This window comes from Streptomyces sp. RGM 3693 (genome assembly GCF_050471125.1).
GTDB lineage: Bacteria > Actinomycetota > Actinomycetes > Streptomycetales > Streptomycetaceae > Streptomyces.
Map to the genome: position 1 here is coordinate 2,629,550 of NZ_JBMPPQ010000001.1, position 12,242 is coordinate 2,641,791.

The window sequence follows — 12,242 nt, forward strand, 5'->3', positions numbered from 1 at the left end:
TTTGCCGCCATCGTCCGGGGCAGTGCGGTGCGCAGGGCTGCCGTCCCGTAGTGGAAGGGCACGCCGTCGTGGCCGAAGTGACCTTGCGGGACGTCGCGCGGGCGGCGGGCTGCTCCGTCGCCACCGTCTCCCGCGTCCTGGCCGGCACCCGCCCGGTCGGCGCCGAGACGGCGCGCGCCGTGCGGGCGGCGGCCGACCGCCTGGGCTACCGCCCCAACGAGGTCGCCCGCGCGCTGCGCAGCCGCTCCACCGGCACCGTCGGCCTGGTCCTCCCGCAGATCACCAACCCCTTCTTCCCCTCCCTCGTCCGGGAGTTGGAGCACGCCCTGCACGCCGAGGGCCGGGCCGTCCTGCTCGCCGACTGCGATGACGACCCGGAGACCGAGGCCGCCCGGATCACCGCGCTGTTGGGCCGCCGGGTCGATGCCCTGCTGCTCATCCCGGTCGACGAGCGCCGCAGCCGGGACGCGGTGGCGGCCGCCGCGGCGCAGGTGCCGCTGGTGCTGCTGGACCGCGGCTGCGGCCCCGGCGTCGCCGATTCGGTCGCCGTCGACAACGCGGCCGGGATGGCCCTGGTCCTTGCGCACCTGGCCGCCACCGGCCGCCGCCGCCCCTGCTTCATCGGTGCCGCCGGAACCGCCTCCGCCGCGGTCGAACGGCACGCGGCGTACGCGGCGGGCGTGGCCGCCCTCGACCCGACCGCCCCGGAACGCACGGTGCTCGGCGACTTCTCCGTGGAGTGGGGCCGGGCCGCCGTCGATCGGATCTGGCCCGCCCGGCCGGACGCCGTGGTCTGCGCCAACGACCTGATCGCGGCCGGTGCCCTCCAGCGCCTGCGGCAACTCGGCGCCGACGTACCCGGCGAGGTCGCGGTCACCGGCTTCGACGACGTCCCGCTGGCCGGCCTCGCCGACCCGGCCCTCACCACCGTCCGCCAGCCGGTGGCCGAACTGGCCGCCGAGGCGGCCCGGTTGCTCACCCGCACCCCCGCCGCGGTCCCGGTCCCCGGGCCCCGCCGACCGGTCCGTACCGTCCGGCTCGCCCCGGAATTGGTGGTACGGGCGTCCAGCGCACCGGGCGGAGCAGGCACTGAGGCGCTCCCGGCCTCTTGACCGTACGCGGTCACAGCGTTAAGTCTAGACCAATTGCTCGGCACGCCCTCGCGTCAACCACCCCCCTACGCGAAAGGGTTGACATGAACAAGAAGAGAAGGCTGGCCCTCGCCATAGGCGCCGGCATCGCCCCCCTCCTCGTCGTCAGTCTGCCGGTCAGCCCGGCCAGTGCCCACGGCTACGTCTCCTCACCGCCCAGCCGACAGGCCCAGTGCGCCGCCGGCACCATCGACTGCGGCCCCATCAAATGGGAACCGCAGAGCGTCGAAGGGCCCAAGGGGCTGACGAGTTGTAGCGGCGGCAACAGTCAGTTCGCCGATCTGGACGACGACTCCAAGCCGTGGAAGGTCACCCCGATCAGCAGCAGCCAGACCTTCACCTGGCGCTTCACGGCCCGGCACGCCACCAGCAACTGGCAGTACTTCGCCAACGGCCAGAAGGTCGCCGAGATCAACGGCAACGGAGCCCAGCCCCCGGCCGAGGTCTCCCACACCGTCGACTTCGGCAACATCAAGGGCCAGCAGAAGATCCTCGCGGTGTGGAACATCGCCGACACGGCGAACGCCTTCTACGCCTGCATCGACGTCAACATCGGCTAGGGCCTGTCCGCCCCTGACCCACCGGACAGTCCCTGGTCCCGACCCCGCACCTTCCGCCCCACCCCGGCCCCCTTCTCCGCTCACCCTCCCCACTGTCGCCCCGCGCCCCGTCCCAGGACGCGGGGCGACGCCGCTGTCAGGGGCACCCGTTACGATCGGCGCATTCAAGGGCCGATGTGGGTGGCCGCGGATGGCCGCAGCCGGGAGGACGAGATGGGTCTGTTCCGCCGAGGACCGAAGCGGGATTCCCGCGACCTCGCACGCGACGAGGAGTTCAGCTTCTTCTCCGAGCGGGAAGGCCGCGCCTTCAGATCCCAGGTCCGGCAGGCGTTCGCCGAGCGTGGCCTGGAGGTCACCGCGTACGCCGGAGTGGTCACCGACTCCGCCGGCCGGCAGTTCGGCCTCGGCAATCTGGCCGCCGTCTGCCACCGCGACCGCCGCGGCGAGCGCACCTGGCCGACGCTCATCCGCGACCACGTCGGCAAGGTGCTGCGCACCATGGACGGCCCGCAGCCGCTGGAGATCCTCTCCCACGACGAGATCCGGGCCTGTCTCTACCCCCGGATCGTCGCCCAGGAGACCCTGCCCGCCTCCGACTCCTTCCACTACGGCCACGAACCGGCCCCGGGACTGTGCGAGGTGCTCGCCCTCGACCTGCCCGAGGCCGTCCAAATGCTCAGCGAGGACTCCCTCGCCGACCTCGGGGACGTGGCCGAGCTGCGGATCCGCGCCATGAACAACCTGCGCGCCCTGCCGGTAGAGGGGCACGAGACGGTGCGCCGCGGCGACGGCTCGGCGTTCGAGGTGCTGCTCGGCGACTCCTTCTTCACCGCGAGCCGGGTCCTCGTCCTCGACGACGTGGTCGAGCGCCTCATGGGCACCGCCCTCACCCGGGACGGCGCCCTGGTCGCCCTGCCCTTCCGCCACCAGCTGGCGTTCCACCGCATCCACGACGCCCAGGTCATCCCGGCCCTCCAGGCCATGGCGCAGTTCGCCGCGGCCGGCCACGAGGACGCGGCGGGCGCGATCAGCCCCCGGGTGTACTGGTGGCGCCGCGGGATGATGACACCGCTGAGCGAACCGGACGGCGACGGCCTGCGCGTGGTGGTCGACATGGAGTTCCAGGACATGTTGGAGCGCCTGGTGCAGGACGAGCCGTAACGACGTCCGGCGCCCGGTCGGAAGTCCGCGACCGGGCCCGTCCAAAATTTTTCCGCGAAATCTTCGCCGAGTGGGAACCCCGCCCGCCCGTAGCCCGTTTGTCAGTGTGAGGCCCCGCGTTCTCCCCCGTGCGCGGGGCCTCGCCATGTCCGCGGGTGCCTCCGCGCCGCACCGGGTCCCACCGCGCAGAGCCCCACCGCGCCGGACCTCACCCGTCGAGCTGCGCCCGCTCCTCGTCCGTGAAGAGCCGCGAGCGGATCAGGAAGCGCACGCCCTCCGGCGCCTCCAGCGAGAAGCCGCTGCCCCGCCCCGGTACGACGTCCACCGTCAGATGGGTGTGCCGCCAGCGGGCGAACTGGTCCGCGGACATCCAGAAGCCCACCGGCTCGGGCACCCCGTCCACCGCCAGCTTCTCCAGCAGCACGTCCGACGCGCCGGTACGGAACTCCCCGGCCGGATAGCACATCGGCGCGCTCCCGTCGCAGCAACCGCCGGACTGGTGGAACATCAGCGGCCCGTGCTGTGCGTGCAGCGACCGCAGCAGCGCGGCGGCGGTGTCGGTGAGCGCGATCCGTGCGGCGCCTTCCGGGAGGCCGGTTCCCTGGTCGTCCATGTGTCGCCCCTTCGTCGGCCGGTCACAGTGGGCGCGCTCCCCCTGCCGGGCGGGGGAGTGCCCCGCCCGGCAGCATGGCAGAGGTCCGCCGCGCCACGGAATACACCGGATCACGCCGGACCGGGACGACTACGACACCTCACCCCCGACGGTGGCGGTTCGCCGCGGCCGGCATCCGGTGGTCCAGCAGCGCGCCGGCGATGGCCACTTGGGACGGCTCCAGGGCGGGGCTGCCGTCCTCGACGTCCCACAGGGCGTTCTGCAGGACCCGGCCGAGCGTCCAGCCCGCGGCCCGTTCCCGGTCCAGGCCGACCACCTCGGTCAGCAGGTCGAAACGGCGCAGCACCGCCCGCCGCACGTCACCGGTGGCCACCACGTCGTCCCACCGGTTGTTCAGGGCGGGCAGCAGCTCGAACCCGGGGTCGCCGGCCAGTGGTTCCGGGTCGATGGCCAGCCAGGGTTCACGCTCCCCGGCCAGCACGTTGTCGTAGTGAAGGTCCCAGTGCAGCAGACGGTCCCCGGCCTCGCCGAGCAGGTCGGCCACGGCGGCCGCGCAGGTGCGCACCAGCGTCCGCTCGGCCGGGTGGCGGAGCGCGGGGACGGCCTGCGGGGTGTGGTCGAGCATGGCGGCGGCGACGTCCGAGAGCCGGCGCAGCCCCGCTGGGGCGGGCACCGCTACCAGCCGCCTCATCAGCTCGGCCAGGATCCGCAGCGCCTCGGTGTCGTCGCGTACCGCCGACAGCGGTCGACCGGCGTCCAGCCGCTCCAGCAACTGGGTGGCGGTCTCCGCGTCGTGGTCGAGCAGCCGCACGATGCCGTTGCCCCGCCAGGCCCGTAGGCCCGCCGTGGCGCCGACGGTCTCCTCCCGCAACCGCTGGAGCTTGAGTGCGGCCGGCGTCCCGTCCGCCCGCCGCACCGGCAGGACGAGCGAGGCCATGCCGTACCGGGTGGGGCCGTCCGGCCGCAGCGTCCAGCGGTCGAGGAACTCCGCGCCCAGCGCGGGCAGCGCGGCGAGCCAGGCCCGTTCCGCGGCGCCGTGCGCACCGTAGGACGTCGCGAACGCTTCGGGTACGTCGATCAGGGCCGACGTGGTCATCAGGGAATCTCCTTCGTGGATCCGGATCCGGGATGCGGTGCGGGAACGAAGGAGTCGGCGGGGGTGCCCGGGCCGCGGGCAGGCGTCAAAGCATGCGTTCACCCTAACCCGGCCGGTCGCGGGGTCGGTCGCCCGGTCGGGTCCGCCGCCGCGGCCCTCGTGCGGCGCGGCGGCGGAACGCACCCGCGCCGGGCGGGAGTTACGGTCTGCCGTTCCCGGTGGCGCCGGGCCCGGAGCCCTGGGCGGGGATACGGGCCCCCGCCCAGCCCTGCACCGCCGGTTCCTCCAGGGAGTGCACCCACCAGTCGGCCATCTCGGTCTCCGGCGCGGCGGGCCGGGGGCCAACGCCGATCACCCGCAGTCCCGCCGCCGCGGCGGCCCGGACGCCGCAGGGCGAGTCCTCGACGGCCAGTGCCCTGGCCGGTTCGACCCCGCAGAGCCGGGCCGCGGTGAGGTACACGTCCGGATGGGGCTTGGGTCTGGTGGTGGCGTCGGGCACCACGATGTGGTCGAAGAACCGCCGCAGCCCCGCCACGTCGAGGCAGGACTCGACGACTTCCAGCGGGCAGTTGCTGGCCACCGCCAGCGGGGCGAACTGCGCGGCCGAGCGGACCAGTTCGGGGGCGCCGGGCATGGTCGTCGGATGCGCTGCGACGAGCCGACGGAAGCGGTCGAGGAGCGACGTGGTGAGCTCGTCGGCGAGTTCGGGGCGGCCGAGGGAATCGGCCATCAGCCGTCCGCACGCGGTGTAGTGCAGCCCCCGGGCCTGTTCCGAGAAGCCCGGCGCGGGGGCGTGGCCGTATTCGCGCAGCACCGCGTCACGGGCGTCCACCCAGTGGCGTTCGGTGTCCATCAACGTGCCGTCGCAGTCGAAGACCACGGCGGCGGGGGTCCAAGAAAGGATGCGATGTGCTGTCATCCGAGGTTCCGTTCCGATGGGCCCGGAGGGCGGCGACGTGACCGGTCGGCCCAGAAGGGGTGACGGTGTCGGTGCGCGGCCGCGGCAGCGGGCTGAGGGGTTCCCGGCGGAGGGCGGCTCCCGGACAGGGGAGACCTGGGCGCGCTCGGCGTCGGAAAATAACGATCGTTACGTTACGGACGGCGATGCGACAGGGTCAATAGATCGATAAATGTCCATATTTTATGCTCTATGGGTAACTGAAGGTTCCGTAGGCCGTTGGTGTGCCGCCCTGGACGACGCGGAACACGCACGTCGAGTGGTGCCGGGTGCACAGCACGCGCGCGGCCGGCGCGAGTTCGGTGAACCGCACCGCCCGCAGCCGCCCGGCGCACGGCCGGGCCAGCGCGCCCCCGGTGCGGTACGCGACGGCCTGCCGCGCGGCCTCCAGGAGCACCATTCCGGGCACGTGGTCGGTGGGGTGGTCGAAGAGGAACGGGTGCAGCGGGTCGGCCGGCGCCACCATTAGCCCGTCGCCGTCCTCGGCCAGAACTGCGTCCTGGGGGTGGTTCACCGTCAGCGCGCCGGCGTCCGGCCGGTGTGCCGCCGTCCGGGGTGCGGCCGTCGACGCACCGGCCGCACCCCGGGTCCGCAGCGCGGTGTAACCCGCCTCGTCCACGAACCGCACCCCGCCGCCGCCCTGCCCGAACACCGTCCCGCGGGCGGCGAACGAAGCGTCCAGCCGCAGGCCGCTGACGGTCCGGTCCGGCGCCCGCCGGATACCGCTCACCCGGGCGCGGCAGGTGACCTCGGTCGCGCCGGGCTCGGCCGGCGGCTCGCTCTGCGGGGTCAGGCGGAAATACAGGTCGGTGATGATCGCGTGGCGCGTCGCCGGAACCCCGAGGAACCGCAGCGGGACGTACAACCCGAGCTGGCGCAGGGTCTCCACCAGGACCAGCGGACTGTGCCGGTGCGATCCGTCGCGGGGGAACGTCGTATGGGCCCGTGGCCAGGACGCCGCCGCCTCGAAGGCGTCCGGCGCGGTCGTCCGCCGGACGTCCGTGAGCAGGACCTCGGCCACGGAGTTCCGGTGCACCAACTCCCGCTCGACGGTACGGGACCAGCTGAGCGGCCCACTCTTTTCGACTGCGGCGACAGATGACGTATTCATATGACCAGGGAATATCGAAATTCGAACACGCGCACCCGTGAATTGGAAGCGCCCGGGCGCGGTAGATTCCTTCCAGATGGCACGAGAACGACATCTGAGGTGCACGTGCAGATCCGGGCGAAGACCACGCGCAGGTTCCTTCTGGAAGCAGCCGCAACCTTGTTCGATGAACGGGGCTATGCCGGCACGAGCATCAGCGATATCAGCGCGCATTCCGGCCGCACCAGCGGCGCGATCTATTTCCATTACGCCAGTAAGGAGAAGCTTGCCCTCGCCATCGTCGAGGAGCACTTCGACACCTGGCCGCAATTGATCAGTCGTTACCGACAGCCCGGTGTGCCCGCACTGGAGAAACTCGTCGGGTTGAGCTTCGAGGTGGCGCGGGCGTTCCGCGACGACATCGTGGTCCGGGCCGGGGCCCGCCTCTGGGCGGAGCGCAAGGCCATCGAGACCCAACTCCCGACACCGTTCCTGGGGTGGATCGAAGCCGTCACCCAACTCCTCGAAGAGGCCGCGCGCAACGGCGAATTGGCCGTCGGCGTACCGCCCGCCGCCACCGCGCACAGCGTGGTCTGCGCCTTCTTCGGCCTGCACACCGTCTCCGAGGCACTGGAGGGGCGACGGAACATCGAGGAGCACCTGGGCGACCTGTGGCTGCTGCTGCTCCGCGGCCTCCAGGCCGAGCCGGACCCGGCGGCACTACTTGACCGGGCGCACCAACTCGCCCGCGCCGCCCGGCCGGCGCCCGAATCCGCCTGACCGGGCGCGGCGGAGCCGGCCGGTTGCTACGACCGGCGGCCGCCGCGCAGGAAGCGTCGCAACGCGGTCAGCGACCAGGTGTTGATGACGTCGTCCTTGGTGAGCCAACCGCGCTGGGCCGTGCCCACCCCGTAGCGCATATACGGCAGATGTGTGGTGGCGTGGGCATCGGAATTCACCGCGAATTTCACACCGTGGCGCTTGGCGCGGAGGATGTCCTCGTCGCACAGGTCCAACCGCTCGGGGTGGGCATTGATTTCCAGCGCGGTACCCGTCCGCGCACAGGCTTCGAAGACCGCGTCGAAGTCGGCGTCGATTCCCGGGCGTTTGCCGATCAATCGCGTGGTGGGGTGCCCGATGATCGCGACGTACGGATTCTCGCAGGCGCGGATGAGACGACGGGTGAGGGCCTGCCGGCTCTGCTGGAAGTGCGAATGCACCGAGGCCACGCAGAGGTCGAATTCCGCCAGGAACGCGTCGGGCCAGTCGACGTCCCCGTCCGGCCCGATGTTGAGTTCGGTGCCGTGCAGCAGCCGCATACCGCGGTGCTTCCGGTCCAGCGCGCGCACCGCGTCCCGCTGCGCGAGCATCTTCTCGTCGGTCATCCGCTGCATGGCGAGGTGCGGCGCGTGGTCGGTGACGGCGAAGTACGCGTACCCGCGGGCGGCGGCCGCGGTGACCATGTCCGCCAACGAGGACAGCCCGTCGGTGAGATCGGTGTGGGTGTGGAGATCGCCCCTGATGTCGTCCTCCGCCACCAGATCGGGCAGTTCGCCGCGGAGTCCGGCGGCGACCTCGCCCCGGTCCTCCCGCAGCGGCGGCGCGATCCACGGCAGACCGAGTCGGGCGTAGATCTCCTCCTCCGTCTCCGACGCGACCAACTCCCCGCTCTCACTGTCGAACAGCCCGTACTCGGAGAGCTTGAGGCCGTTCCGCACGGCGATCGCCCGGGTGCGGATGTTGTGCCCCTTGGACCCCGTGAAGTACTGGAGCCCGGCGCCCCAGGAGGCCGGCGGCAGCACCCGCAGATCCACCTGGAGGCCCTTGGTGGTGCGGATCGAGGTCTTCTTCTGGCCGTGCGCGATGACCTCGGCGGTGTACGGGAGCTCCGCCAACGCCGCCATGAAGGGCGCCGACCGCTCCGCCGCCACCAGGACGTCGATGTCCCCGATCGTCTCCCGCATCCGGCGCAGCGACCCCGCATACGTGCACCGCTCACACCCGGTGATCCCCGACAACTCCCCGGTGATCTGCTCCGCGACGTCCATCGCGGCACTGATCAGGATCCGCCCGCCGCCCGCCTGCTGCAGCAGCGAGATCCCGTGCAGGATGTTCTCCTCGGTCTTCTCGCCGAACCCCTTCAGATCCCGCAACCGCTCCTCGTGCACGGCGTCCAGCAACTGATCCACCGACGTGATGCCCAGATCCTCGTAGAGCACCATGGCCTTCTTCGGCCCCAGCGTGGGGATGGCGATCAGCTCCCGCACCCCCGCGGGGATCTCCGCCCTGGTCTCCTCGATGACCGCCACCCGGCCGGAGCGCAGGTACTCCACCACCTTCTCCGCGATCGACGCCCCCACGTGCGGAATCTCCCGCAGCCCCGTCACATCGAGCTTCGAGACATCGGCGGGATGCCCCCCGATCGCCCGGGCGGCCTTCTCGTACGCCCGGGCCTTGAAGGCGTCCCCACCACTGATCGCCAGGAGGTCGGCGTACTCCTGGAGCAACGCCTCGACCTCCTCGTTGGCGCGGACCATGTCTCCAGGGTGCGCCCGGTGGGGTGGGGCGGCATGTGAAGGGGGCGGCGGTGGGGCACCGTCCGCCGCTCAGCGCAGTGAGCCGAGCAGCACGCCGAGTGACGTCAGGACCAGGAAGAACGCGCTCGCGACCATTCCGCGCCGGATCCAGCGGTACTTGGTGGCGACCACGCGGGACAGCTCGGCGAACTGGCTGACGTCCCGCTCCACGAGATCGGTCCGGCGGACGGCGGAGCTCAGCCGGGCGGAGGTGGCGCCGACGGCATCGCCGAAGTAGTGCACGCGGTGCCGCCTGGCCGTTGCCGTACGGGGCACGATGACCAGGCCCAGCAGGCACAACGAGGGCGGTAGCGCCGCACAACCGGACCAGAAGCACACCTGGGCGACCACCCCGAAGCGCAGCGGAGCGACGGCACCCGCGCTCACGGCTCCCAGGAGGGCGGTCACGGCGAGCCCGAGGACGGACAACAGGAAGCCGGCCTTCTGATCCGCCTTGACCATCTCCTCGCGGGTCTCGGTCACCAGTAATCGGGCCAGGGCGTCACTCCTGGGATCACCGCCGTCGCGGTGTGGACCACCGGCCCGGCTCGAAACGGACAACGGGACTCCTCTCTGGCGCAACGGGGCTCCCCGGTTGATGGCCGGGGAGCCCCGCCGGTCGGCAGCGGCCGGATCAGACGGACGACTTGCGGCGCAACTCGTCCTCCAGGGCGTTGACCGCCTGGCTGACGCGAATGTTCATCTCCGCCACGTGCTCGCGGCGGGCCGCGTCGAATTCGGCCTTGCGGCGCCGCACATACTGTTCGCACTCCTCCTGGGCGATCTCCAGCTCCGCCAGCGACTTCCGCTCCGCGGCGCGTACGGCGGCGTCGTGCACCTTGACCGCACTGTTGCTGCGCGACGACAGCAACCGGTCGTAACTGCTCTCCTGGCCGAGGAACTTGACCAGCACGGGCAGCACGTCGATGAGCACGAAGAGCAGCCGGACCAGCCAGACACCCGTGAACAGCGTCGGGTCGTCCCCGGTGAGCTGCTCCAGGGCCGCCATGCGCTCCAGCACGCCGATGCCCTTCTGCTTCGCCCGTTCCTGGGCCACCCGGCGGGCGATCTCGTTGTCCCGGGCGGTCAGGAAGGCGCTACGGGAGTGCGTCAGCCGGCTGCCGTCCTGGCCGATCCGGTCGTTCATCTGGGCCAGCCGGCGCTCGTTGGCCGCGGTGTGGTGCGTGGCGCGGTAGTCGGCCGCCTTCGCCCGCAGCCGCTGGCACTCCGAGGTCCGTTCCAGCAGCCCGGTGCCGGCATTGCGGATCAGCTGACGGCACTCGTTCCGGACGTCCGCATCCAGGGATTCCAGCAGTTTGGTGTCCTGGTCGACCCGCTTCTGCAGCTCGGCGGCGTCCTGGCGCAGTGCGTCCAACTCGGCCGACTGCCCTCCCGGCGTCGCGTTGAACGACAGCAGGTAGCTGTCGCAGCCACCCGGCCGCCCCCGGTCACCGGAACCTTGTGAGGGGTCGGGGTTGCAGCGCAGGAGGTTGCTCCGCAGCCGGTCCACGTCGCCGTGCCGTTCGTCCTGGATCCGCTCCTCGACCGCGGTCTGGAATATCCGCAACACCAGCGGCTCGGCGATGACCGTGCCCAGCAGCACGGCCACCAGGAGGCGCGTCAGCAGCGGGGTCACCCGCCGCTTGGCGTTCGGTTGCGGGGCGATCAGCCAGCGGTCGAGATTGAGCACGAACAGCATCCAGACCACGGCGGGGACCAACGCCAGGACGGACGTGCCACCGACGGCCTCGTTCGCGAAGTTCCACATGGAGAACGCCGCGATGACGGAGGTACCGAGTACCACGCCGCCCAGTGCGGTGTACTTGCTGCGCTCGTACCAGACCCAGGCGAGCAGGTTCTCGTCCACGCCGGTGAGGGACCGCAGCCGGCGGGCCGGGTCGAAACCCGTGGGAGGGGCCTGTTCCCGTGGCCTGCCGTACCCCTCCGGCAGCTTGAGGTAGTCAGTCAAGGAGGTCGTCCTCGTCCTTGAGGTAACGGGGGCCGGGCCCCTGGCCGTTTCGGCCGGTCAGCTTTGCGGGGGAGCCGTTGGCGCGGTCCGCCGGCGCGGACTCCACGGCCGGGGCCGCCGGACCGGCGGCCGGCACGGTGCCCTGCTCCATCAACTGCTGCAACACCTGCTGGTAGTCCACGAAGTGCTCGGCCCGGCCCATGTGCGTCACCAGGGTGCGCAGCAGATCGGCGTGGAGTGCGCGCTGTTCCCGCTCGCGCTCGTGCGTCCGGGCGCTGGCCTGGGCGGCCGCCTGCTGCCGGTGTGCCCGGTCGTCGTCCTCCCGGCGGTGCGCGCGCTCGGCGATCGCGGCGACGTCGATGACGTTGCGGGTCACCCCGAGCGCGTCCACGTACTCGCCGCCCTGCTGGAGCAGCTCCGCCAGCCGCTGCACCGACTGGGACTCGAACTCGTGCTGTCCGCGGAGGAGTTCCTGGTCGCGACGCTCGTCCCGGAGCTTCTGCTCCCACTTGCGCAGGTCCTCCGGCGTGAGCACCTCGATGCCGACGAACTCCACGTTCATCCCGGCGATCCGCGGTGTGACGATCGTGGTGTACGCGGTCATCCGGCGGGTCGCCTCGTCGCGGACCGCGTTGACCTCCTCGATGCGGTGGGCGGCGCTGACCCGGGACAGCTCACTGTCGCCCGCAAGGTACGTGCGGAGGGGAACCGTCACATCGTCGATGCCCTGGCGGGCGACGGTGGCGGCGTCCGTGACCTGACAGGTGAAGGACGCCCGGATCGTGAAGGTGTCGGCTTCGCTCACCGAGGGCACCACCCGCTCCGCCTCGACCAGCCGGGCCCGGGTGTCTACCAGGCTCACCGACGAGGCGTCCACCACGTCGGGGTGCGACGGGTCGAAGGTCATCCCCTCCGGGTATTCGCGGTACTGACCGCCGACCCGGAAGACGTAGACGGCACCGGGCGGCAGGGCCGGCAGGTCGGCGCGCTGCCGGCGGCGTGACCACCAGCCGCGCTGCACGGTCTGCAGCATCTGCTCCGCCACGATCGGATAGTTCTCGTGCACTG

Annotated in this window: 12 protein-coding genes; 4 read left to right on the plus strand and 8 right to left on the minus strand. The window is 71.7% G+C overall.

Annotated elements, in window-relative coordinates:
- Positions 1-68 precede the first annotated feature (68 nt).
- From ACO0M4_RS11225 to ACO0M4_RS11235, 3 genes are all read left to right on the plus strand, one after another.
- Positions 69-1,112, plus strand: a complete 1,044-nt coding sequence (locus tag ACO0M4_RS11225) for a LacI family DNA-binding transcriptional regulator (RefSeq protein WP_430369724.1) — start codon at positions 69-71, stop codon at positions 1,110-1,112.
- An 83-nt stretch (positions 1,113-1,195) separates the two neighbouring features.
- A complete protein-coding gene (locus tag ACO0M4_RS11230; protein WP_430369725.1) occupies positions 1,196-1,711 on the plus strand; it encodes a lytic polysaccharide monooxygenase auxiliary activity family 9 protein in 516 nt (171 codons plus the stop codon).
- Positions 1,712-1,924: 213 nt separating this feature from the next.
- Positions 1,925-2,872, plus strand: coding sequence for a hypothetical protein (locus ACO0M4_RS11235; protein ID WP_430369726.1), 948 nt, complete (start codon positions 1,925-1,927; stop codon positions 2,870-2,872).
- A gap of 208 nt (positions 2,873-3,080) precedes the next feature.
- On the opposite strand, the gene ACO0M4_RS11240 is transcribed toward ACO0M4_RS11235, so the two are convergent.
- The 4 genes from ACO0M4_RS11240 to ACO0M4_RS11255 all read right to left on the minus strand — a co-directional run bounded on the left by ACO0M4_RS11240 (position 3,081) and on the right by ACO0M4_RS11255 (position 6,650).
- Complete coding sequence (locus tag ACO0M4_RS11240; protein WP_390012741.1) at positions 3,081-3,485, minus strand: DUF779 domain-containing protein; 405 nt, start codon at positions 3,483-3,485, stop codon at positions 3,081-3,083.
- Positions 3,486-3,624: 139 nt separating this feature from the next.
- The gene (locus ACO0M4_RS11245; RefSeq protein WP_430369727.1) at positions 3,625-4,581 is read right to left on the minus strand and encodes an aminoglycoside phosphotransferase family protein; all 957 of its coding nucleotides are present in this window, start codon (positions 4,579-4,581) and stop codon (positions 3,625-3,627) included.
- Between the two features lie 199 nt (positions 4,582-4,780).
- Complete coding sequence (locus ACO0M4_RS11250) at positions 4,781-5,500, minus strand: HAD family hydrolase (RefSeq protein ID WP_430369728.1); 720 nt, start codon at positions 5,498-5,500, stop codon at positions 4,781-4,783.
- A 229-nt stretch (positions 5,501-5,729) separates the two neighbouring features.
- The gene (locus ACO0M4_RS11255) at positions 5,730-6,650 is read right to left on the minus strand and encodes a ScbA/BarX family gamma-butyrolactone biosynthesis protein (protein WP_430369729.1); all 921 of its coding nucleotides are present in this window, start codon (positions 6,648-6,650) and stop codon (positions 5,730-5,732) included.
- Between the two features lie 99 nt (positions 6,651-6,749).
- Here ACO0M4_RS11255 and ACO0M4_RS11260 point away from each other — a divergent pair, with 99 nt between their 5' ends.
- Positions 6,750-7,409 (plus strand): ScbR family autoregulator-binding transcription factor, encoded by a 660-nt coding sequence (locus ACO0M4_RS11260; protein WP_430369730.1) that lies wholly within the window; start codon positions 6,750-6,752, stop codon positions 7,407-7,409.
- A gap of 26 nt (positions 7,410-7,435) precedes the next feature.
- Here ACO0M4_RS11260 and polX read toward each other — a convergent pair whose 3' ends face one another.
- The 4 genes from polX to ACO0M4_RS11280 all read right to left on the minus strand — a co-directional run bounded on the left by polX (position 7,436) and on the right by ACO0M4_RS11280 (position 12,240).
- Positions 7,436-9,166 (minus strand): DNA polymerase/3'-5' exonuclease PolX, encoded by a 1,731-nt coding sequence (polX, locus tag ACO0M4_RS11265; RefSeq protein ID WP_430369731.1) that lies wholly within the window; start codon positions 9,164-9,166, stop codon positions 7,436-7,438.
- A 69-nt stretch (positions 9,167-9,235) separates the two neighbouring features.
- The gene (locus ACO0M4_RS11270) at positions 9,236-9,766 is read right to left on the minus strand and encodes a Pycsar system effector family protein (RefSeq protein WP_430369732.1); all 531 of its coding nucleotides are present in this window, start codon (positions 9,764-9,766) and stop codon (positions 9,236-9,238) included.
- 73 nt (positions 9,767-9,839) lie between these two features.
- Positions 9,840-11,174, minus strand: a complete 1,335-nt coding sequence (locus ACO0M4_RS11275) for a DUF4407 domain-containing protein (RefSeq protein WP_430369733.1) — start codon at positions 11,172-11,174, stop codon at positions 9,840-9,842.
- Complete coding sequence (locus ACO0M4_RS11280; RefSeq protein ID WP_430369734.1) at positions 11,167-12,240, minus strand: hypothetical protein; 1,074 nt, start codon at positions 12,238-12,240, stop codon at positions 11,167-11,169. Before ACO0M4_RS11280 ends, ACO0M4_RS11275 begins: the two co-directional genes overlap by 8 nt.
- Positions 12,241-12,242 lie beyond the last annotated feature (2 nt).